This window comes from Streptomyces anthophorae (genome assembly GCF_049310305.1).
GTDB lineage: Bacteria > Actinomycetota > Actinomycetes > Streptomycetales > Streptomycetaceae > Streptomyces.
Genome location: NZ_JBLWQQ010000001.1, coordinates 8156203 through 8177405, shown reverse-complemented (window position 1 = coordinate 8177405; position 21203 = coordinate 8156203). Strand labels below are relative to the sequence as shown.

Genomic DNA, 21203 nt, shown 5'->3' with positions numbered 1-21203 from the left:
CCACTTACGGTCGCACCATCAGCCTAAGTGGGGTGTCCCCCACTTTCACCCCGAGGGCACGGCCCCGGCCTGCCCGCCCCCACCCCTGGGAAGGACCAGCCATGTCGGGAATCGAAGGCAAGGTCGTGGCGATCACGGGCGCCGGCAGCGGCATCGGCGAGGCCACCGCCCTGCTGCTCGCGGAACGCGGCGCCAAGGTCGTCCTCGGCGCGCGCCGCACCGGGCGCCTGGAGGATCTCGCGGACCGCATCGAGAAGTCGGGCGGCCACGTCACCTGGATCCGGACCGATGTGACGGTGCGACAGGACCTGTCCTCACTGGTCGAGTTGGCCCGCGAACGCTTCGGCCGGCTCGACGCACTCGTCAGCAACGCCGGGATCGGACCGATCTCCCCGCTGGACGACCTGCGCGTCGAGGACTGGGAGAACATGATCGACGTCAACTTCAAGGGCGTGCTCTACGGGATCGCGGCCGCGCTGCCGGTCTTCCGGCAGCAGGGCTCGGGCCACTTCGTCAACGTCGTCTCCACCGCCGGGCTGCGCATCGTCCCGACGCAGGCGGTCTACGCCGCCACCAAGAACGCGGTGCGCACCGTCTCCGAGGGCCTGCGCCAGGAGGCCGGTGACAGCCTGCGGGTGACGGTCGTCTCGCCGGGCATCACCCGCACGGAGTTCGCGGACCACATGGCGCCGGAGGTGAAGGACCGGATCGCCTTGTCCATGGGCGACATCGGCATCCCGCCGGAGTCGATCGCGCGCGCCATCGCCTTCGCCGTCGAGCAGCCGGCCAATGTCGACGTCGGCGACATCGTCGTACGCCCCACGGCACAGGGATAGTTGAGCTCGGCTCCTGCTACCGTGCGCCGATGGAAGCGCTTGAGCTCGTCGCCTGGCCGCCGGAGCCGATCCGGACCGAGCGGCTCGTGCTCCGCGGGGCCGAGGCCCGGGACCGGGCGGCGTTCGTCGAGTTGCTCGCCTCGCCGGAGGTGCACACCTACCTCGGAGGCCCCCGGCAGCGCGACGCTCTCGCACGCGAGTTGCCCGCGGTGCCCGAGCGGTGGCCCGGCAGCTTCGTCGTCGAACTCGACGGGGCGATGATCGGGCAGATCCTGTTCCGGAGAAACCCGGCACACCAACGCCCGGCCGCCGCGGGCAAGGCCGACCTCGGCTATCTGTTCCTGCCGCGGGCCTGGGGATCCGGGTACGCATCCGAAGCGTGCGCGGCAGCACTCGACTGGCTCGCCCACGCCCTTCCCCGCGAACCGGTGGCTCTCACCACCCAGACCGCCAACACTGGCTCGATGCGGCTCGCGGCCAAGCTGGGCTTCACCGAGGTCGAGCGGTTCGAAGCCTGGGGTGCCGAACAGTGGCTCGGCGTTCGGGCCCCCCGCTGACCCACACCCCGTAACACCTCATCCGCTCCAAAGGGTTGACCGCCTTCCGCTTCCCGCTTACGTTGCTCGCACCCCGAAGGTATATCGATATACCAACGCGACAGGAGGCCTCCCGCCTTGCGCTCCCCGATGAATCGACGCGGCTTCATGGCTCTGGGTGCGGGTCTTGCGGCGGTGCCTGCGCTCAGTGCGTGCGGCACGTTCTCCGCGTATGGCTCGGACCCCGACACCCTGGTCATCCACAGCCAGATGGGCGGGAACGCGCCCGGTTCCCCCACGTTCCGCGCGGTCGTGAACCAGTTCCGCAAGGAAAACCCGGACATCACCGTGAAGAACCTGATCAACGGCGATGACCTGGGACAGGTCTACGAGACCTCGCGGCTCGCGCGCGCCGAGGCCGATGTCGTGATGGTCAATCTCTACGACAAGACGCTGTCGTGGACCGAGGTCGGCGCCACCGTTCCGGTCGGCGGCTATCTCGACGACTGGGGGCTGCGCGAGCGGATCATCCCGAAGGCCGTCACCGAGTGGACCGACACCGAGGGCCGGCTGCGCGCCTTTCCCTACATCGGGACGAACTGGCCGATCGCCTTCAACCACGCACTCCTTGAGCGCGCCGGGGTCGACGCCCCGCCGGCCACGTCCGACGAACTCGTCGCCGCCGCCAAGAAGTTGCGCGGCAAGGGCATCACACCGTTCACCGTGGGCGGCAACGACTGGACGGGGCAGAAGCTGCTCGCCCAGATCATCCAGACGTTCCTGACCCCGGCCGAGGCCCGGCACCTGTACCGCGAGGGTGACTTCAGCGGCTCGCGCGGCGCCCAGGAGGGCATCGCGTACTTCGTGGATCTGCGCGATGCCGGGGTGTTCGCCGACAAGGCGCAGGGCCTGATGTCCGATTCGATGACGACGCAGTTCAACACCGGTCACGCGGCCATGCAGTCGGCGATGTCGTCCGCGCTCGCCAGCGTCCCCGACAACGTTGTCAAGACCACGTCGGTCGGTGGTTTCCCGCTCCCCGGCGGGGCGGTCCAGAAGAAGCCGACCATCCTGCGCACGTACACCGTCTCCGGTTTCTGGATCAGCCCGAACGGCGTGCAGAAGATCAAGACGGTGGAGCGGTTCATCCGGTTCATGTACCGGCCGGAGATCGTGGACCGGTTCGTCACCGAGGGCGGGCGCGACATGTCCGTGGTCACCAAGGCACTCAGCACGGACTTCCCGCTGGTGGCGAAGGCGCAGCGACTCGGGGACTCCGTCGGCCAGGCGGTGCTGCCGGACCAGTACATCCCGGCCGCCGCCGCGCAGCCGCTGATCCAGGCGACGTCGACGGCCTTCACCCCCGGTACCTCCGCGCGTGCGATCCGCACGGCGCTCGAGTCCGCGTACCGCTCCGCCTGAGCCCGCCGAACGTCGAGAACGGAAGCCGCCAACGATGACCCTCACGACGCCCCGGCCCGCCGTCGGCGCGGGCCGCACCCCCTCCCCCGAAACCACCCGCACGAGCCGCAAACGCCAGGGCAGCACGATCCTGGCCGTGCCCGCGCTCGTCTGGTACCTGCTGTTCATGGTCGGCCCGATGGTCGCGATCTTCGTGATCGCGGCGCTGCACTGGCCGGGCATGCTCCAGCCGGTGTCCTTCGCGGGCCTCGACAACTTCCGTACGGTCTTCGCCGATCCGGCCTTCTGGGCGGCCGTGCGCAACACGGCGGTCCAGCTGGCGATCGCGCTGCCGGTGATGATCGTGTGCGCGTACATGATCGGCTACTACGTGGCGCAGCAGCCGCCGGGCCATCGCGTCATCCGGTATCTGCTGTTCGTGCCGGGCCTGATCTCGACGCCGGCGAAGGCCATGGTCTTCTACGCGGCCCTCTCCCCCGACGGGCTGCTCAACGGCGCCCTGTCCGGGCTCGGCCTCGACTCGCTCACCGACGCGTGGCTGGCCAGCCCCGCCACTGCCCTGTACTGCCTGATCGCGATGGACATCTGGGCGGGCATCGGCTTCACCGCCGTGCTGTTCGCGGCGCGCCTGTCCAGCGTCCCCGAGGAACTCGGCGAGGCGGCGCAGCTGGACGGGGCGGGGCACTGGCGGACGATGTGGGGCATCCACTTCCCGGTCGTGCGGGACTACGTGGGTGTGGTGACGATGCTTCAGCTGCTGTGGACGCTGTTCGGCTCCGCGCAGTACGTGCTGCTGCTCACCCAGGGCGGCCCCGGCACCTCGTCGACGACGCTGTCCTTCCTCGTCTACCAGAAGGCATTCATCGAGGCGGACCTCGGATACAGCCAGGCCGTGGGCGTGATCCTGTTCCTGGCCGGGCTCGTGGGCCTGCTGACCGTCCGCCGCGTCTTCCGCGCCAGTCACTGAGACCTGTGCCCTGAGCCGATCGGAGCTGTTTTTCCCATGAGCAAGAGTCATGCGAGGTTCGGGCGGTCGTGGTGGCCCGCGCACATCCTGGTGTGGGGGTACGCGGTGCTGCTCGCGGTGCCGCTGTACTACTTCGTCGTCTCCGCGTTCAAGTCCAACGACGCGATCTTCGGCAGCCCGCTGGCGCCCCCGACCTCGTTCGGCCTGGACAACTTCGCGACGGCCTTCAGGACCGCGGGGCTCGGCACGGCGGTGTTCAACTCGGCCCTGGTAACCGTCCTTTCACTGGTCCTGACGCTGGGGCTCGCGGTCCCTGCGGCGTTCGCGCTCGCCCGCTCCGAGGGCCGGGCCGCGTCGGTGATCGAGAAGGTGTTCTCGCTCGGGTTCCTGATCCCGACATTCGCCGCCCTGTTCCCCACGTTCCTGCTCGCGGCGGCGACCGGCCTCTTCCACACCCGTACGTTCATGGTGCTGCTGCTCCCGGCGACCGCGCTGCCGCTGTCGGTGGTGATCCTGGTGCAGTTCATGCGGACCATCCCCAAGGAGATGGAGGAGGCGGCGCGGATGGACGGCGCCTCGACCTTCGCGGTGCTGCGCCACATCTACACGCCGATGTGTCTGCCGGGCATCGCCACGGTGCTGCTCCTGAACTTCCTGAGCTTCTGGAACGAGTACCTGTACTCCCTCGTCCTCATCGGCCCCGATCCGGACCTGCGCACGGTTCAAGTCGCGCTGCCCACCCTGAAGTCGGTGACCGGCACGGACTACGGTGTGCTGACGGCGGGCACCGTGCTCACCCTCGTACCGGTGTGGATCGTGTACACGGTGCTCCAGAAGCGCATGCAGACGGCGCTCGTCAGCGGGGCGGTGAAGATGTGAGCGTGCCGAACAGGACCAGGCGTCCCACCATCAAGGACGTGGCGGCCGAGGCCGGGGTGTCACCGGCCGCGGTGTCGAAGGTGTTCAACGGCACGGGCCGGATCTCCGAGCAGACCCGCCGCCGTATCCAGGACGCGGCCGCGGGCCTCGGCTGGTCGCCGAACGCGGCGGCGAGTGCCCTGCGCCGCTCCCGCAGTCACACCATCGCCCTCGTGGTGCGCCGCCCCAGCGATGTGCTGGGCACGGACCCGCACTTCAGCGAATTGATCAACGGTCTGGAGAGCGAGCTCGCGCCGCGCGGCTACGGTCTGCTCCTGCACCTCGTCGCGGACGTCGACGAGGAGGGCCGGCTGTACGAGCGGCTCGCCGCCGAGGGGCGGGTGGACGGCGCGGTGCTCACGGAGAGCCGTATCGACGACCCGCGTCCGGACCGACTGCGGCGTCTGGGAATGCCGTTCGTGCTGCTCGGCGGTCCCGACGGGGTGATGCTCAGCCACCAGGAGACGGGTGTCACGGAGGCCGTGGAGCATCTGCTCGCGCTCGGCCACCGGCGGATCGGGTATGTGTCCGGGCCGCCGGAGCTGGTCCACTCCGGGTTCCGGCAGGGCGTGCTCACCGATGCGCTCGCCCGGGCAGGACTCTCCCCCGCCGCCGTGATCCCCACGGACTTCGGCGCCGAGGCGGCCATCGCCGCCACGGAGCGGCTCCTCGCCCTCTCCCCCCGCCCCACCGCGATCGTCTACGCCAACGACTCGATGGCGGTGTGCGGCATCGGCGCCGCCCAGCGCGCGGGCCTTTCGGTCCCGGGCGAGCTGTCCGTCATCGGCTACGACGACCTGCCGCTCGGCCGCTGGCTGCACCCCCGGCTCACCACCGTCGACCAGCGGGTGACCGTGGTGGGCGCTGCGGCGGCGCGGGTGCTGCTCGCGGAGATCGGCGAGGAGCGCGTGCCCGCGCCCGAGCTGGCGGAGAGCCCCCGGCTCGTCGTGCGGGAGTCGACGGGACCGGCCGCGTAGGCCGCGCCGCCGTTGACCGGTTCACCGGCAACGGCGTTACGGACTCGGGGCTCTGCCCCGGACCCCGCGCCTCAATCGCCGGCGGGGCTTGACAACCACCACTGTCTGGAGCACCACACCATGCGTCGCCACAGCGCCCAGCTGTCCCACCACCCCGCCGTTCTGCCCTGGCTCGGTGCCAACTACTGGTCCCGTACCGGCGGACCGCTCATGTGGCGGAACTACGACCCGGCCGTCGTGCGCGAGGAGTTGCGGGTCCTCCGCGACCACGGCCTGAACATGACGCGGTCCTTCTTCTACTGGCCGGACTTCCACCCGGAGCCGCACCGCGTCGACGACGAACTCTGCGACCGTTTCCGGGACTTCCTCGACGCGCACGAGGAACTCGGCATGGGGTCCGTGCCCACCTTCATCGTCGGCCACATGTCCGGCGAGAACTGGGACCCGGCCTGGCGCGGCAACCGCGACCTGTACGAGGACGTGTGGATGGTCGGCCGGCAGGCATGGTTCGCGAGTGAGATGACGCGCCGTTTCAAGGACCACCCGGCGGTGACCGGCTGGCTGATCACCAACGAGATGCCGGGGTACGGCCGGATCTACCAGGTCGACCCGCCGTCCTCGGACGTGGTGACGGCGTGGGCGCAGTTCATGTGTCAGGCGGTGGTGGCGGCCGGGGCCACGCAGCCGGTGTCTCTGGGCGACGGCGCGTGGGGCATCGAGGTGACCGGCAAGGACAACGGCTTCTCGCTGCGGGACACCGACCCGTACGTGGACTTCGTCGGCCCGCACGTCTACCGCTCGGACACGGACCGGCCGCGCCAGCACTACCGGGCCGCCTTCGAGTGCGAGCTTGCGGCGGTCACCGGGAAGCCGGTGATCCTGGAGGAGTTCGGCCTGTCCACGGACACCGTCTCCGCGCGCAACGCGGGCGTGTACTACCGCCAGACGCTGCACAATTCACTGCTCGGCGGCGCGACGGGCTGGATGGCGTGGAACAACACGGACTACGACGACCTGTGGGAGCAGTCGCCGTACGACCACCACCCCTTCGAGATGCACTTCGGGATCACGGACAGCGCGGGCCGACCGAAGGAGCCGCTGCGTGAACTCGCCGCGTTCGCCGACGTGTTGAAGACGGTCGACTTCCCACGCTGCCGCCGCACGGACGCGGGCGCGGCGCTCGTGGTCCCGGCGTTCCTGGAGAATGGCTATCCGTACAGCCGCCCCGCCGACCGGCCGCTGATCTTCAGCTCGCTGCACCAGGGATACGTCGCCGCGCGCGGCGCGGACCTCCCGGTCGGCTTCGTCCGCGAGGTGGACGGGCTGCCGGAGGACGGTGACGTACAGCTGTATCTGCTGCCGTCCACGCGGCAGTTGACGACGCGGACGCGGCGCGGCCTTGAGGAGCGGGCGCGCGCGGGGGCGACGGTGTATCTGTCGTTCTGCTCGGGCGAGCACCCCGGTACGCGCGGGCCGTGGTTCCACGACCTGGACGGCCTGTTCGGGGTCGAGATGCAGCTGTCGTACGGGGTGGCGGAGCCGATCGAGGACGACGAGCTGGCCATGACGTTCACCGAGGACTTCGGTGGTGTCCGGGCCGGTGAGACGCTGCGCTTCCCCGTCGCGGGCAACGAGGACAGCCGTGCGTGGCTGCCGGTCGTCCCGGACGGCGCGCGGGTCGTCGCGACGGACGCGCACGGCCGCCCGGCGCTGCTCGTCCACGAGCTCGGCGCGGGTCGCGCGGTCCTCGCCACGTACCCGTTGGAGCACATGGCCGCGCGGACGGCACAGGTGAATCCGGAGCAGACGCACCGGCTGTACGCGGCGCTCGCCGAGGTCGCGGGCGCGGCCCGCCCGGTGACCGTGGACACGCCGCTGGTCAGCGCGGACACCCTCGTCCACGAGGACGGGCGGCGGTTCCTGTGGCTGGTCAGCCAGGCGGAGGAGGAGCTGACGGTGCGCCCGTCGGACCACCTGGGCAAGCCGCTCGACGAGGTGACGCTCGCACCGTACGGGGTGCGGGTCCTCGAACTGGACACGGAGGCCTGACACACCATGGAGCTGTACCAGGACGCGGACGCGCCGGTCGCCGACCGGGTGCGTGATCTGCTCGGCCGTATGACGCTCACCGAGAAGGTCGGCCAGGTCAACCAGCGGATGTACGGCTGGGACGCCTACGAGCGCACGGCGGAGGGGCACCGGCTCACGGACGCGTTCCGCGAGGAGGTGGCCCGGTTCGACGGGATGGGCGCGCTGTACGGGCTTCAGCGGGCCGACCCGTGGTCCGGTGTCACCTTCACCGACGGCATCACGGCGGCGGACGGCGCGCGGGTCGCGGACGCGGTGCAGCGGCATGTCGTCGAGAACACGCGGCTCGGCATCCCCGTCCTGATGGTGGAGGAGGTGCCGCACGGTCACCAGGCACTCGACGGCACCGTACTGCCCGTGAACCTGGCGGTCGGCGCCACCTGGGACCCGGATCTGTACCGGGAGGCGGCGGCCGCCGCGGCGGCCGAACTGCGGGCCCGTGGCGGACACATCGCGCTGGTGTCCGCGCTCGACCTGGTGCGGGACCCGCGCTGGGGCCGCGCGGAGGAGTGCTTCGGCGAGGACCCGTACCTGGCGGCGCGGCTCACCGAGGCGCTGGTGGAGGGGATGCAGGGCGGAGGTGAGACCTTCGGGACGGACCGGGCGGCCGTCGTGCTCAAGCACTTCGCGGGGCAGGGGAGTTCGGTCGGCGGGCGCAACAGTGCCGCCACCGAGATCGGCGCCCGCGAGCTGCACGAGATCCACCTCCCGGCGGCCCTCGCGGGGGTGCGGGCGGGGGCGGCGGGCGTGATGGCCGCGTACAACGAGTTCGACGGCCTGCCGTGCGCGGCCTCGCACGACCTCCTCACCGGGCTGCTCCGCGAGCGCTGGGGCTTCGAGGGTCTGGTGATGGCGGACGGGTGCGCGCTCGACCGGCTGGTGCGGCTGGCCGGCGACCGTCCCTCCGCGGCGGCGCTCGCGCTGTCGGCGGGCACGGATCTGAGCCTGTGGGACGGGGTGTTCCCGGAGCTGGGGACGGCGGTGGAGCGCGGCCTCGTCCCGGCCTCGGCCCTGGACACGGCGGTGGCCCGCGTCCTGACACTGAAGTTCCGGCTCGGGCTCTTCGAGCAGCCGTATGCCACCGAAGTGCGCCAACGCGCCTGTGACACGCAGGAGTTGAGCGAGCGCATCGCCCGCGCCTCGGTCACACTCCTGCACAACGACGGAGCACTGCTCCCCCTCGGCCCCGACAAGAAGCGCATCGCCGTGATCGGACCGAACGCCGACTCCGTCCCGCAGCAGCTCGGCGACTACACATCGCCGCAACGGCCGGACAGTGGTGTCTCGGTGCTCGCCGGGCTGCGGGAGGCCGGCGCGGACGTGACGTACGCGCGCGGCTGCGACCTGGTGGGCGACGACCGTGCGGGGATCGCGGAGGCCGTGGAGCTGGCCGCCGCGTGCGATGTCGCGGTGCTGGTGCTCGGCGGTTCCAGCGCGCGCGAACACGACACGCTCTTCGACGACAACGGTGCCGCGGTCATCGCCACCGGCAATCCGACGGAGATGACCTGTGGCGAGGGCGTCGATCTGGCCGACGTCCGGCTCGGCGCCGGGCAGCGGGCGCTCGCCGAGGCGGTGGCGGCGACCGGCACACCATGCGTGGCGGTGCTGATCCAGGGCCGACCGCACGCGGTGCCCGAACTCGCCGACGACGCAGGGGCGTTGGTGAGCGCCTGGTATCCGGGGCCGTGGGGCGGCCGGGTCGTAGCGGACGTGCTCCTGGGCGCCTGCGAGCCGAGCGGACGGCTGCCGGTCTCGGTGCCCCGCTCCTCAGGGCAGCTCCCCGTCTTCTACAACTCCAAGGACCACGGCTTCCGCGGCTACGTGGACCAGCCGGGGGCTCCGCTCTACCCCTTCGGCCACGGACTGTCGTACACCACCACGGAGTTCGGCACACCACGTGTGTCCGGGAGGGTGTGCGAGGTCGAGGTCACCAACACCGGGAGCCGGCCGGTCCGCGAGACCGTGCAGCTCTACGTTCGCAGGGTCGGCGGCGCGACGTCCTGGCCGCGCGTGCGTGAACTGCGGGGCTTCCGGCGCGTGGACCTGGCGCCGGGTGAGAAGGCCACGGTCGCCTTCCCCCTCGACGACGAGGTCCTGGCCTCGGTGACCCGCTCCCTGGACCTGGCCGTGGAACCGGGCACGTACGAGATCGGGACGGGCCCCTCGTCGGACTCCACGCGGTCCGCGCCGCTCACCGTCTGACCCGCCCCCGCGCGCAGGAGCCCCTCCCGGCTCCTGCGCGCCCTCAGCCGCGGCGCACCGCTCCGAGCTGCGCCCGGTCGAGGCCGGGCGCGGCGAACCGCCGCGCCACCGAGCGCAGGACACTCGCCATGGCCTGCGCGGGCGGCGTCGCGGGCCGGGACGTGGAGCGGGCGAGGAGGATGCGGCGGGTCGGCGCGGCGACGTCGGAGGCGAAGGGCAGCAGCCGGACGTCGCTGCGCCGGCTGGTGAGGGCGAGCCGGGGCGCGAGCGCGATGCCGAGTCCGGCGGCGACCATGGCCTGCGCCTCCTGGTAGTCGTGCGAGGCGTAGGCGATCCGCGGTTCGAAGCCCGCCTGGCGGCAGCTGCGGCGCAGCACGTCGGCGACGGGGTGGTTGTCCGCCCGGATGATCCACTCCTGGTCGGCGAGGCCGCCCAGGTGTACGGGCGAGTGGGCGCGCAGCGGGGAGTCGGCGGGCACGACGAGGACCGTGGGGTCGTCGAGGAGGTGGGTGAGCGCGAGGGCCGTGTCGTCGATCCGGTTCCACTCGTAGTCCCACAGCAGCGCCTGCTCGACCTCGCCCGTGTGCAGCATCTCGCGGAGTTCGGCGAGCACGCCCGCCCGCACCTCGATGCGGATGCCGGTGTGGCTGCGGCGGAACTTGGTGAGCGCCAGCGGCAGCAGCGAGGCGCTGGCCGTGGGGAACGAGCCGAGTTGCAGAGTGCCCTGGTCGAGGGCGGCGAACGAGTGCAGATCGGCCTCGGCGGCCCGCAGCTCACGGCGGACCGCGCGGCCGCGCTCGGCCAGCGCGGCGCCCGCCGGGGTGGGCCGGATCCCGCGCGGCAGCCGCTCCACGAGGGGCTGCCCCGCCTCCTGCTCCAGGAGCGACATCTGCTGGGAGGCCGCGGAGGTGGTCATGCCCAGCGCCTCCGCGGCGGCGGTGAGCGAGCCGCGCTCGGCGGCCTCGGTGAGGAGCAGCAGGCGGCGCACGTTCAGCATGCGTTCACTTTAGCTCAGCTAAACCCGAGTGAAGTGAACTGCCATTGTCCCCAAGTCACGGCTCTGCGATGGTCTTGGCATTCGCCGGAACGGCCCCTTCCGTCGGCGTTCCCCATTGATCAAGGAAGAGCCTCAGACGTGCACATCCCTGCGACCCTCGTGCGTGGTGGCACCAGCAAGTGCTGGTTGTTCCACCAGGTCCATGTCCCCGCGGACCGCGGGGAGTTGACGCGATTGCTGGTCGCCGCGTACGGCTCCGCGGACCCCGTGGAGCTGGACGGGGTCGGCGGCGCCACCCCCACCACCTCCAAGGCGGCGGTCGTCAGTGTCTCGCCCGAGCCGGGCGTCGACATCGACTACCTCTTCGCCCAGGTCGGCATCGGCGACTCCACCGTGGAGTGGACGAGCAACTGCGGAAACTGCGCCACGGGCGTCGCCCTGTACGCGGTGGCGAAGGGGATGGTGCCGATCGCGGGCGACCGGACCCGCGTCGTCATGCGCAACAGCAACACCGGCGCGGTCCTGGAGGGCGTCGTGGACACCACGGGGGGCGTGGTGCAGCACTTCGGACGGCAGACCGTTCCCGGCACCCTCGCCGGTGGTGTCGCCGTCGACCTCACGTTCCGCGACCCGGCGGGCGGCACCACGGGCGCGCTGCTCCCGACCGGGCGGGCCGCGCAGAAGCTGCCGGTCCACGGCGCCGAGCCGGTCCTCGTGAGCATGGTGGACGCCGGCGCCCCGGTGGTCCTCGTCGACGCCGACGGGGCGGGCCGCAGCGGCTCCGAAACCCTGGACCAGGTGCGGGCCGATGTGCCATGGTTGCGCGCGGTCAGGCATGCGGCGGCGCCGCTGATGGGCCTCGTCGAGGCAGGGCGGGAGCCCGGTGACGCGGTGCCGAAGGTGGGCCTGGTCGGGACCCCGGTGCCGTACACCACGACGCTCGGCGAACACGTCGCGGCCGAGGACTACGACGTCTCGGTCCGGATGCTCAGCATGAACTCCCCGCACCCGGCGATCGGCCTCACCTCCGCCGTCGCCCTCGCCGCCGCGGGGCTCGTGAAGGACTCCGTGGTCCACGGTGTCGCGGCCGCCCGCGACGACGGCTGGCTGCGGCTCGGCACCCCGGCGGGCGTGGTGGCGGTGCGTTGCTCCGACGTACGGGACGGCCTGCCGGGCCGGGTCACCGTACGGAGGGCGGCGCGACTGCTGGCAGACGCCCGGATCTACGTACCCGGAAGCGGCGGGACACAGGCCGCCTGACCGGGACGCACGCACCCACCCCACCACCCCCCGCACTGCCCCGTCCCCACCGCACCAAGGACAATGATGTCTGCTGAAGTGATATCCATAGGCGCCCTGCTGGTGATGTTCGTGGTCGGCACCGTGCTGCCGATCAACCTGGGCATCCTCGCCTTCGTCGCGACCTTCCTGGTCGGCACCGCCTCCCTCGGCCTCACGCAGGAGCAGATCTTCGAAGGGTTCCCGGTGGACCTCTTCGTGACGATCGTCGGAGTCACGTATCTGTTCTCCGTGGCCCGCCGCAACGGCACCATCGACTGGCTCGTCACCGCGGGCGTCCGCATGGTGCGCGGCAAGGTGGCGCTCATCCCGTGGGTGCTGTTCCTGGTCGCGGCGCTGCTCACGGCCTTCGGCACGTTCACCCCGGCCGCGGTCGCGCTGCTCGTCCCGATCGGCATGAACTTCGCCCACCGCTACAAGCTGAACCCGCTGGTCGTCGGCATGATGGTGATCAGCGGCGGGCACGCGGGCGCCTTCTCGCCGCTCGCCGTCTCCGGGGCGCTGGTGCTGGGCGTCGTCGACAAGACCACGCTTCAGGTCTCCCCCGTGACCCTGTTCACGGCCAGCTTCGTGATCAACCTGGTGCTGTCCGCGGTGACCTACGCAGTCCTCGCCAAGCGCCCCGCCCCGCTGGCCGAGGACGCGGAGGCGGCCTCCGAGGTCGAGGACGTGGCCGTCACCGCCATGCCGGACTGGCGCCAGTGGCTGACCCTCGGCGCCCTGGTCGCCCTCGTCGTCGGCGCGCTCGGCTTCCACCTGGAGATCGGGCTGCTGGCCCTCGCGGCCGGCGCGCTGCTCGCCCTGGTGGACATGAAGCGGCAGGAGAAGGCCGTCGACGGGATCAGCTGGTCGACGCTGCTGCTCGTCGCGGGGATGATGACGTACATCGCCATGCTGGAGAAGGCCGGCATCATCGAGAGCATCTCGGAACACGTGGCGGGCCTCGGTGCCCCGCTCCTCGTCGCCCTGCTGCTGTGCTTCACCGTCGCCGTCACCTCGGCGTTCGCCTCCTCCACGGCGATCATCACCGCGATCATCCCCGTCGCCGTGCCGCTGCTGCTGGCGAGCCACCTCAACGCCGCGGGACTGATCGCCGCGCTCGCCGTCTCGACGACGATCGTGGACACGTCCCCCTTCTCCACGAACGGGGCCCTGGTCCTGAGCAACGCCCGCGGCGTCGACTCCCGCCGCTTCTACCGCCAGGTCATCTCCTACACCGGCGGCATCGTGGCCCTCGGCCCCATCGTCGCCTGGGGAGCGCTGGTCCTTCCCTGGTCGTGACCGCTACGCCGCCCGGCCCGGCCGCGCGTCAGTCGAGCGGGCAGGAGGCAAGGAGAGTGGCGGGGGTCGCCCCCGGCGAGCGCCCGATCGTGTGGCTCGCCGGCGGGCGGCGCTCGCCGTTCAGCCAGTTCTCCAGGGAGCGGAACGCGGCACGGTGGCACGGGACCATCGGCCGGAGCTTGTCGGGGAAGGTGTCGACGAGGGAGTCGACGTGGGTGCCGTCCTCGATGCGGTAGTAGCGCAGCAGGGCGCCCCGGCCGGACTCGCGCACCATGTCGGCGTAGACGTCGGAGTCCTTGCTGATGGGGAGCAGGACGTCGAGGGTGCCCTGGAGGGTGATCAGGGGTTTGCCGATGCGGCCCGTGAGCGCGATGCGGTCGACGGCGCGGTGGACGTCGGCGGGGCGGTCCGCGTAGTCGTAATCGGCGTCGCAGGCCGGGCTGCCCGGGGCGCAGTAGGGGGTGCCGGCCTCGGTGGCGCCGTCGTAGTCCGGGTCGAGTTCCTCGCGGTAGATGCGCTGGGTCAGGTCCCAGTAGACCTTGTGGTGGTAGGGCCACAGGAACTCGGAGCCCGCCGGGTAGCCGGCCCGGTGCATGGCCTGCTGTGCGGCTTCGGCGCCCTCGCCCCCGGCGGCGTACGTCGGGTAGGCGCGCAGCGCGGGTGGCAGGTGGGTGAGCAGGTGGGGGCCCTCGGTGCGCCAGAGGGTGCCTTCCCAGTCGACTCCCCCGTCGTACAGCTCGGGGTGGTTCTCCAGTTGCCAGCGCACCAGGTAGCCGCCGTTGGACAGGCCGGTGGCGAGGGTGCGGGCGGGTGCGCGATGGTAGCGCTGGGCGACAACGGCCTTGGCCGCGCGGGTGAGTTGGGTGACACGGTCGTTCCACTCGGCGATGGCCTCGCCCGGCCCGCGACCGTCGCGGTAGAAGCTCAGACCGGTGTTGCCCTTGTCGGTGGCGGCGTAGGCGTAGCCGCGGTCGAGGACCCAGTCGGCGATGGCGCGGTCGTTGGCGTACTGCTCGCGGTTGGCGGGGGTGCCGGACACCACCAGGCCGCCGTTCCAGCGGTCGGGCAGCCGGATCACGAACTGGGCGTCGTGGTTCCACCCGTGGTTGGTGTTCGTGGTCGAGGTGTCGGGGAAGTAGCCGTCGATCTGGATGCCGGGAACGCCGGTGGGGGTGGGCAGGTCCTTCGGGGTGAGGCCGTTGTAGTCGGCCGGGTCCGTGTGGCCTGACGCGACCGTGCCCGCGGTCGTCAACTCGGCCAAGCAGTCCGCCTGTTGGCGTTCCGCTCCGGGTACGCGGAGCGGGGCCCGGTCCGCGCAGTGCGCGGTGACGGGCGGTCGGGGCGCCCCCGCGGCCGTCGGGGTGACGGCGAGGGTGCAGGCGCCGGCCAGAAAGAGCGCCGCGATGGCCGCGCGGCGCGGGCGGGCGCGGGTGGCGTGGGAGCTCGAACCGGGTCTGGGGCTGGGGTTTCTGTGGGGCGCGGGCATCCTGTTCCTCCGGGTCGGCGGCCGTGTGGTGAAAGGTAGGGTCCGGCCCGGTCGTCGCCCCACGTGTGCGGGCACCAGTCTCCGCGCTGTGGACATGGCGTGCGGCACCATGCGGAGCGGAGCGCGATCCGTCCGATGGGCATCCGGTGGGCACGGGTTCCGGCCAATCCGGTGCACGTTGGTACGCCGCTACCCGGGCGCGCGGCTCGAAGATGCCCAGGGTGTGGGCTCTCGGGCCACGGAGCAGCCGCCACTGGTCCAGTCACAATCGGCCACGCCCGCCCGTGAATATGCCAATTCGCTTCTCCGGCACCCCGCGTCTACCTAGCTTTCTCTCGCCGCGCGCCGCGCCTCCCTGACCACGGGGAACGCGCAGCGCACGGCCACCGCAGAGAACTCACGCAGCCCTGGGGGGACGCACCATGAGACACACCCGCAAGAGACTCGCGCAGCTGGCCTCGGCCGCGCTCCTGCTGTCCGCCGCCACGGCCCTGCCCGCCGCCGCGTCGGACTCCGATTCCGCTTCCGCGGCCGTGAAGCCGCTCGCCTCACCGGCGGAGGCGGCGGCGCTGACGCACAAGCTGGGCGCCGACCGGACCGCCGGTACCTACGTCGAGGACGGCCGTGTCGTCGTCGCGGTGACCGACAAGGCCGCCGCGCGGTCCGTCCGCGACGCGGGCGGCACACCCGAGCTGGTCACCCGCAGCACCAACGAACTCAAGTCCCTGCACCGCACGTTGGACGCGCTGGGGAACATCCCCAATACGACCTGGGGAGTCGACGCGAGCACCAACCAGGTGGGCGTGGACGTCTTCGACGGGGCTCCGGCCGCGGGCCGCTCCAGGATCGAGAAGGTCGCCGAGGCGCACCCCGGGGCGATCCGCGTCAACCGGATCGACAGCGAGCTGAAGATCAAGGCCACCGACCTGCGCGGCGCCAACGGGATCACGTCCAGCGGCTGGCTGTGCAGCGCCGGGTTCAACGCGAAGAACTCCTCGGGTGCCATCTACACGATCACCGCGGGCCACTGCGTCCCGGGCACCGGCAACACCTGGTACATGGACTACAACGGCACCAAGATCGGCACCCAGACCGCGTACAGCTTCGGCTCCGGCACCACCGGCGCCTGCGACGGCTCCACGCGCGCCTGCGACTGGGCCACCATCAGGTCCGACGGCCCCGACATCAACCCGCTGGGGACGGTGCGGTACTGGGGCGGCGACTACCACCAGATCGAGAGCTCGCGGTACCCGGCGGAGGGCGAGCACATCGACCGGATCGGCGTCAGCAGCCAGGACCTGACGGGCAACGTCACCAAGACGAGCACGACCGTCAACATGGACGGCAAGACGCTCTACGGAATGATGGAGACGAACAACTGCGCCCTGGGCGGCGACAGCGGCGGGCCCGCGCTGCACGGGACCGTGGCCCTGGGGCTGCTCTCCGGCGGCACGGACGAAAGCGTGTGCACGTCCACGTCCAGCGGCACGTACCGGAACTACTTCACCAAGGTGCAGACCGTGTTGAACGAGCGCGGGCTGCACGTCTACTGAGTGATCGGTCCGCTCGAACCGGCCCGACCGGTGAACCCATTCCGGCTCTGCCACGTCACAGGGCAGAGCCGGTTCGGCCGCGGGTCAGGCGTCGTCGTCCAGGAGGTCGCATGCGTATCGGGGCAGTTCGCTCCGCCAGGCTGTCCGCAGGTGTGGCCCTGGCCGCCGTCGGGCTCGCCGCCACGGCCGGCTGCGGCGGCGAGAAGGTGGCGGGGGACGACGGGGACGCGCTCGCCGAGCGGGCCCGGCAGGTGGCCGACGCCTGGGACGGTTCGTCGGCGGCCGCCGCGTGGCGGGCCGGATACCACCCCACCGGGGAGGCGATCCGGCTTCCGCGCGGCGGCCTGCACGACGGCGCCGACCAACAGGCGTACGAGCGACGGAACTTCGAGGTGCGCGGCACACTGCCCGGCACCGGACCGCAGGACGGCAAGGTGACCTGGGCGGCGGGCGAGTCCGTCACCCGCCCCCTGGCCGGGGCGAAGGAGGCGTACGACACCCTGGCGGGGCCGCGCCTCGACGGGAAGCCCCACCTGACCGTGACACACACCGAGTTGGGGACGATGCGGATGCCGACCAGTCGCGGACCGGCATCCGTTCCCGCCTGGGTCTTCACCCTCGACGGCTACTCCTCCCCGCTCAAGCTGGCCGCCGCCGTCCCGTCCAAGACCCCCCGGTCCCCGATCAGGGAGGCCCGCGACCTCCCGGGCCACCCGCTCGACCGCCTGCTCGCGGTCTCCGCCGACGGGCGCACGGTGACCGTCGTCGCCCTGCACGGTGTCTGCGACGACGGCCCCAGGGTGGACGCCCTGGAGAGCCGCGGCAGCGTCGTGCTGTCCGCCTCGGTCACCGGCCGGGACGAGGACCGCGTCTGCACGAAACAGGGGAAGTTGGAGCGGGTCGAGGTGCGGCTGCGGAAGCCCCTGGGCGACCGTGTCCTGCTCGACGCGCACTCGGGGAGCCCGGTTCCCTACCGGGGTACGGCCGGGCTCTCCCCCTGATCGGCCGGACGTCACCGGCGCTTCTCGTCCAGAGCCGCGACCTCGCGGACGGCCTCGGCGATGGCGCGGTAGTCCTTCTTCAGGATCGCCCCGTGGTTGCTGGCGACCTTGGCGTGGATCTCGATGTGCGCGTTGCGGGCGGTCACGTCGGCGAGGCCGGCGCGGATGCGCTCCTGCTCGTCGCCGCGGCTGCCGAGGGACGAGCCGGAGGCCAGGACGTAGCGGGTCGGGACGGTGATGGCGTCGAGCACGGGGCCCAGCTCGCCCTTGCTGCCGAGCCTGCCCAGTTCGATGTTGCTCTCGGCCATCTGCGCCGCCGACATCCGCGGGAGCAGGCCCGTCGGGCGGACCAGCGGCGCGAACCAGCTGACGCGCCGGAACATCGTCCGGATCCGCGCCTCCATGGCCTCGTCCAGCCAGTCGTAGGGCTGCGCGCCGTCGACCAGGACCGCGCCGATGGTGCGCCGCGGGTTCCGGCTCGCCCAGTGCGAGCCGACGTACGCGCCGTAGGACCAGCCCACGACGAGCGCCCGGTCGACACCCCTGGCGGCGAGGACCGCGTCGACGTCACGGACGGCGGCCTCGAAGGAGTAGTCCGCCGAACGCCCCGACTTTCTGCCGCGGGCCCGCTCGTCGTAGGTGATGTGCCGCCACTGCGGGCCGAGGTCCGCGAGGACCCGGCGCCAGTAACCCTGCGTGGCGAACTGGCCGTTGAGGTAGACGACCGGGATGCCGGGTCCCCCGGTGTCGGTGACGGCGAGTGCGGTGTCGTCGACCGGAACCATGCCGGTCCACGCGGCGGCGGCCGAGGGTGCGGTGCTGTTCGTCATGGCTTCTCCTGGTTCGGCGGATCGGTCGGGTGGTGCGCGCGGGGCCCGTGCTCAGTGGTCGAGGCGGTCGGGCCCCGCGCGGAGGTGGGACGTCGTGCGCTGGTGTGTCACAGGGCGCGGGCGGTGATGTCCCCGTGGCCGGTGGTCGCGTGGATGGTGAGTCCGGCCTTCGGGCCCTCGGAGTTCGCCAGCGAGTTGTGGATCCGTCCGTAGCCGGTGCCGGCGTCGAGGGTGGCGGAGACACCGGGGGCGGCGTCGACCGTCACGTCTCCCATCTGGGTGTTCAGTTCGAGCACACCCGATGTGGCCTCGGCGATGCGGATGTCGCCCTTCTGCACCTTGATGTCGGCGGACCCGGTCAGGCGGCCGACCGTGACATCACCGGCGTAGGAGGACAGCCGCAGGCTCGCGGCCTCGTCGATCTTCACGGTGCCGTGCGCGCCCTCGCAGGCGAGCTCGCCGAGCCGCCCGACGCCGCGGAACTCGACGGCCGCCGCGACGGCCTCGACGCCCGATCCTGCGGGCAGTTGGACGGTCACCTCGATCGCGCCGGACGCCCCGAGGAGCTGGTTCTTCGCGGCCGGGGCCGCGACCCGCAGGATGCCGTCGGCGAACTCGACGGTGGTCTCCTCGGCGGCCTTCACGTCGCGGCCCTTCGAGGCGTCGGCGGGGCGGACCTCGACGGTGGTGTCGGTGCGGTCGGCCGCGATGACCTGGATGCGCCCGGCGGGCAGGCGCAGGACGGCGGAGATGGCGGCGGGGGTGTCGAACTTCTGCATGGTGTGCTCCTTGAGCTGTCGTTGTCGCGTCGTTTCCGATGAACGAAAAGCTACGTTGCGTTTCTTGATCCATCAATGCTCTTGTTGCGCAACGAGAGTCAACTAGCAGGTCACAGTTGGTATTTCGTTGCAACGGGTAGAGATCTAACGCAACAGAATGCACGCTTCCGTTGCATTGGGATGACGGTGAACGCTACGCTGACGCCGGTCAGGCGCAGACAGCGGACGGAGAGGTGCCCACCATGCCGGGAGGCCGACTCACTCAGCAGGAACGGCAGCAGATCTCCATCGGGCTCGCCGAGGGGCTCGCCTACGCGGAGATCGGCCGCCGCCTCGACCGCCCCACCTCGACCATCACGCGCGAAGTGATGCGCAACGGCGGGCCCACGTCCTACCGCCCCGACCTCGCCCACCGCGCCACCGAACGCCGCGCCCACCGCCGCAAGCAGGCCGCCCCGCGGGGACCCGCGCGCGACTCCGGGCGGGACGACGAGGCGGTGCGCGAGTACGAGGAGACGTTCACGACCCTCCTCATGCAGCAGGGGCTGCCCAAGATGACGGCGCGCGTGCTGACGTGCCTGCTCACCAGCGACGCGGGCAGCCTCACCGCCGCCGACCTGGTGCGGCGCCTGGAGGTCAGCCCGGCATCCGTCTCCAAGTCGATGACGTTCCTCGAGGAGCAGGGCCTGATCCGGCGCGAGCGGGACGCCGGGCGCCGCGAGCGCTATCTCGTCGACGACGACGTCTGGTACCAGTCGACGGTCGCGAGCGCCCGCGGCACCGCACAGCTCGCCGAGGTCGCACGGCAGGGCGTCGGAATCCTCGGCCGCGAATCCCCGGCCTCCGCGCGGCTCGAGAACATCGCCCGCTACAGCGAGTTCATGAGCGAGAGCATCCTGCGCGCCGCCGACCAGGTGCGCGAGATCCTCCATACGAAACCGGCGCCCGACAGGGACACGGAAGGCTCGGCCGACTGACCGCCCGGGGATACGGTGATCCTCCGTTCTCGCCCACGCGAACAGGAGCACAGGTGCAGAAGGAGCAGAGTGAGCCGAGCGAGCCTGGCGAGCAGGGGGCGCGGCCGTCGGCGGTCGAGTACATCGGCGCCGACGACCTGGTGAAGCTGCTGCCGCCCCGCGCGGCGGTCGCCGCGATCCGTGCGGCACTCGTCGGCGGCCTCGACCCCGCCGTCGCGGGCCCGCCCCGCTCGATCCTCGAACTCCCGGACAGTCAGGGCCAGTTGCTCGCCATGCCCGCCGCGTCCGAGTTCGGCGTCGGGGTGAAGGCGATCTCGGCCGTGCCCGCCAACGCCGATCGCGGCCTGCCCCGCATCCAGGGCGTGCACCTCGTCTTCCGCCCACCGTCGTACGCACCCGCCGCGGTCGTCGACGGCGCGGCGCTGACCACACTGCGTACGCCGGCCGTGTCGGTGGCGGCGGTGCTGCCGCTGCTGACCCGGCCGGGGCGGCGGTGGCGGGTCGTGGTGTTCGGCGCGGGGCCCCAAGGGACCGGTCACGTACGGACGTTGCGCGATGTCGGCGCCGACGTGGCCGAGGTGACGTACGTCGTGCGAGACGTGTCGCGGGTGGATCCGGCGCTGGTCGGGGACGACCGGGTGGTGGCGACGGCGGACGCCGGGGCGTGGGTGCGGCGCGCCGACCTCGTGGTGTGCGCGACGCCCTCCCCCACCCCGCTCTTCGACTCGGCCCTCCTCGGTGACGACGCCGTCGTGCTGGCCGTGGGTTCGCACGACGCCGACGCCCGCGAGGTGGACTCGGCCCTGACGGCCCGCGCGCAGGTGATCGTGGAGGACGTGGACACGGCGCTGCGGGAGTGCGGTGACATCGTGATCCCCGTGGCGGAGGGCGTCCTGTCGCCGAAGCGGCTGCTGCCCATGGCCCGGGCCGTCCGCGACGAGTCGCTGTACGCCACGGACCGGCCCGTGCTGTTCAAGGGCTCGGGCATGGCCTGGCAGGACGCGGTGGTCGCGGATGCGGCGGTGCGGTCGGGAGAAGCCGCGTGAGGTAC

At 71.7% G+C, this 21203-nt stretch carries 18 protein-coding genes; 14 read left to right on the top strand and 4 right to left on the bottom strand.

What is annotated here, in order from left to right:
• The first annotated feature begins 101 nt into the window (after positions 1 to 101).
• From ACNYS0_RS37170 to ACNYS0_RS37135, 8 genes are all read left to right on the top strand, one after another.
• On the top strand, positions 102 to 836 hold the full coding sequence (locus tag ACNYS0_RS37170; protein WP_422480300.1) for an SDR family oxidoreductase: 735 nt from the start codon (positions 102 to 104) through the stop codon (positions 834 to 836).
• 29 nt (positions 837 to 865) lie between these two features.
• Entirely contained in the window at positions 866 to 1393 is a 528-nt protein-coding gene (locus ACNYS0_RS37165) for a GNAT family N-acetyltransferase (protein WP_422480298.1), read from the top strand.
• A 117-nt stretch (positions 1394 to 1510) separates the two neighbouring features.
• Positions 1511 to 2794: an ABC transporter substrate-binding protein gene (locus ACNYS0_RS37160; protein WP_422480296.1), complete on the top strand. Its 1284-nt coding sequence runs from the start codon at positions 1511 to 1513 to the stop codon at positions 2792 to 2794.
• 34 nt (positions 2795 to 2828) lie between these two features.
• Positions 2829 to 3761, top strand: coding sequence for a carbohydrate ABC transporter permease (locus tag ACNYS0_RS37155; protein ID WP_422480293.1), 933 nt, complete (start codon positions 2829 to 2831; stop codon positions 3759 to 3761).
• Positions 3762 to 3797: 36 nt separating this feature from the next.
• A complete protein-coding gene (locus ACNYS0_RS37150) occupies positions 3798 to 4640 on the top strand; it encodes a carbohydrate ABC transporter permease (protein WP_422480291.1) in 843 nt (280 codons plus the stop codon).
• On the top strand, positions 4637 to 5656 hold the full coding sequence (locus ACNYS0_RS37145) for a LacI family DNA-binding transcriptional regulator (protein WP_422480289.1): 1020 nt from the start codon (positions 4637 to 4639) through the stop codon (positions 5654 to 5656). Before ACNYS0_RS37150 ends, ACNYS0_RS37145 begins: the two co-directional genes overlap by 4 nt.
• Positions 5657 to 5776: 120 nt before the next feature.
• Entirely contained in the window at positions 5777 to 7705 is a 1929-nt protein-coding gene (locus ACNYS0_RS37140) for a cellulase family glycosylhydrolase (protein WP_422480287.1), read from the top strand.
• Positions 7706 to 7711: 6 nt separating this feature from the next.
• A complete protein-coding gene (locus tag ACNYS0_RS37135; RefSeq protein WP_422480285.1) occupies positions 7712 to 9949 on the top strand; it encodes a glycoside hydrolase family 3 N-terminal domain-containing protein in 2238 nt (745 codons plus the stop codon).
• A 43-nt stretch (positions 9950 to 9992) separates the two neighbouring features.
• On the opposite strand, the gene ACNYS0_RS37130 is transcribed toward ACNYS0_RS37135, so the two are convergent.
• On the bottom strand, positions 9993 to 10946 hold the full coding sequence (locus ACNYS0_RS37130; RefSeq protein ID WP_422480283.1) for a LysR family transcriptional regulator: 954 nt from the start codon (positions 10944 to 10946) through the stop codon (positions 9993 to 9995).
• 138 nt (positions 10947 to 11084) lie between these two features.
• Between ACNYS0_RS37130 and ACNYS0_RS37125 the strand changes: the two genes are divergently transcribed.
• Together ACNYS0_RS37125 and ACNYS0_RS37120 are read left to right on the top strand one after the other, a co-directional pair.
• Positions 11085 to 12206: a PrpF domain-containing protein gene (locus tag ACNYS0_RS37125; RefSeq protein WP_422480281.1), complete on the top strand. Its 1122-nt coding sequence runs from the start codon at positions 11085 to 11087 to the stop codon at positions 12204 to 12206.
• Positions 12207 to 12272: 66 nt separating this feature from the next.
• On the top strand, positions 12273 to 13526 hold the full coding sequence (locus tag ACNYS0_RS37120; RefSeq protein ID WP_422480279.1) for an SLC13 family permease: 1254 nt from the start codon (positions 12273 to 12275) through the stop codon (positions 13524 to 13526).
• 28 nt (positions 13527 to 13554) lie between these two features.
• Here the strand turns inward: ACNYS0_RS37120 and ACNYS0_RS37115 are convergent, their stop codons facing one another.
• Positions 13555 to 15012, bottom strand: coding sequence for a 3-hydroxybutyrate oligomer hydrolase family protein (locus ACNYS0_RS37115; RefSeq protein WP_422480277.1), 1458 nt, complete (start codon positions 15010 to 15012; stop codon positions 13555 to 13557).
• A gap of 422 nt (positions 15013 to 15434) precedes the next feature.
• Here ACNYS0_RS37115 and ACNYS0_RS37110 point away from each other — a divergent pair, with 422 nt between their 5' ends.
• Together ACNYS0_RS37110 and ACNYS0_RS37105 are read left to right on the top strand one after the other, a co-directional pair.
• Positions 15435 to 16565, top strand: coding sequence for a S1 family peptidase (locus ACNYS0_RS37110; RefSeq protein WP_422480275.1), 1131 nt, complete (start codon positions 15435 to 15437; stop codon positions 16563 to 16565).
• 110 nt (positions 16566 to 16675) lie between these two features.
• Positions 16676 to 17566, top strand: coding sequence for a hypothetical protein (locus tag ACNYS0_RS37105; RefSeq protein ID WP_422480273.1), 891 nt, complete (start codon positions 16676 to 16678; stop codon positions 17564 to 17566).
• 11 nt (positions 17567 to 17577) lie between these two features.
• Here ACNYS0_RS37105 and ACNYS0_RS37100 read toward each other — a convergent pair whose 3' ends face one another.
• Both ACNYS0_RS37100 and ACNYS0_RS37095 read right to left on the bottom strand, forming a co-directional pair.
• On the bottom strand, positions 17578 to 18396 hold the full coding sequence (locus ACNYS0_RS37100; protein ID WP_422480271.1) for an alpha/beta fold hydrolase: 819 nt from the start codon (positions 18394 to 18396) through the stop codon (positions 17578 to 17580).
• 107 nt (positions 18397 to 18503) lie between these two features.
• Complete coding sequence (locus ACNYS0_RS37095) at positions 18504 to 19175, bottom strand: DUF4097 family beta strand repeat-containing protein (RefSeq protein ID WP_422480269.1); 672 nt, start codon at positions 19173 to 19175, stop codon at positions 18504 to 18506.
• A 242-nt stretch (positions 19176 to 19417) separates the two neighbouring features.
• Here ACNYS0_RS37095 and ACNYS0_RS37090 point away from each other — a divergent pair, with 242 nt between their 5' ends.
• Both ACNYS0_RS37090 and ACNYS0_RS37085 read left to right on the top strand, forming a co-directional pair.
• Positions 19418 to 20152, top strand: coding sequence for a GbsR/MarR family transcriptional regulator (locus tag ACNYS0_RS37090; RefSeq protein WP_422480267.1), 735 nt, complete (start codon positions 19418 to 19420; stop codon positions 20150 to 20152).
• 53 nt (positions 20153 to 20205) lie between these two features.
• On the top strand, positions 20206 to 21198 hold the full coding sequence (locus tag ACNYS0_RS37085; RefSeq protein ID WP_422480265.1) for an ornithine cyclodeaminase family protein: 993 nt from the start codon (positions 20206 to 20208) through the stop codon (positions 21196 to 21198).
• The last annotated feature ends 5 nt before the right edge of the window (positions 21199 to 21203 follow it).

Coding starts and splice junctions, on each gene's coding strand:
- ACNYS0_RS37170 (WP_422480300.1), top strand. CDS start 102: ATGTCGGGAATCGAAGGCAAGGTCGTGGCGATCACGGGCGCCGGCAGC.
- ACNYS0_RS37165 (WP_422480298.1), top strand. CDS start 866: ATGGAAGCGCTTGAGCTCGTCGCCTGGCCGCCGGAGCCGATCCGGACC.
- ACNYS0_RS37155 (WP_422480293.1), top strand. CDS start 2,829: ATGACCCTCACGACGCCCCGGCCCGCCGTCGGCGCGGGCCGCACCCCC.
- ACNYS0_RS37150 (WP_422480291.1), top strand. CDS start 3,798: ATGAGCAAGAGTCATGCGAGGTTCGGGCGGTCGTGGTGGCCCGCGCAC.
- ACNYS0_RS37140 (WP_422480287.1), top strand. CDS start 5,777: ATGCGTCGCCACAGCGCCCAGCTGTCCCACCACCCCGCCGTTCTGCCC.
- ACNYS0_RS37135 (WP_422480285.1), top strand. CDS start 7,712: ATGGAGCTGTACCAGGACGCGGACGCGCCGGTCGCCGACCGGGTGCGT.
- ACNYS0_RS37130 (WP_422480283.1), bottom strand. CDS start 10,946: ATGCTGAACGTGCGCCGCCTGCTGCTCCTCACCGAGGCCGCCGAGCGC.
- ACNYS0_RS37120 (WP_422480279.1), top strand. CDS start 12,273: ATGTCTGCTGAAGTGATATCCATAGGCGCCCTGCTGGTGATGTTCGTG.
- ACNYS0_RS37115 (WP_422480277.1), bottom strand. CDS start 15,012: ATGCCCGCGCCCCACAGAAACCCCAGCCCCAGACCCGGTTCGAGCTCC.
- ACNYS0_RS37110 (WP_422480275.1), top strand. CDS start 15,435: ATGAGACACACCCGCAAGAGACTCGCGCAGCTGGCCTCGGCCGCGCTC.
- ACNYS0_RS37105 (WP_422480273.1), top strand. CDS start 16,676: ATGCGTATCGGGGCAGTTCGCTCCGCCAGGCTGTCCGCAGGTGTGGCC.
- ACNYS0_RS37100 (WP_422480271.1), bottom strand. CDS start 18,396: ATGACGAACAGCACCGCACCCTCGGCCGCCGCCGCGTGGACCGGCATG.
- ACNYS0_RS37095 (WP_422480269.1), bottom strand. CDS start 19,175: ATGCAGAAGTTCGACACCCCCGCCGCCATCTCCGCCGTCCTGCGCCTG.
- ACNYS0_RS37090 (WP_422480267.1), top strand. CDS start 19,418: ATGCCGGGAGGCCGACTCACTCAGCAGGAACGGCAGCAGATCTCCATC.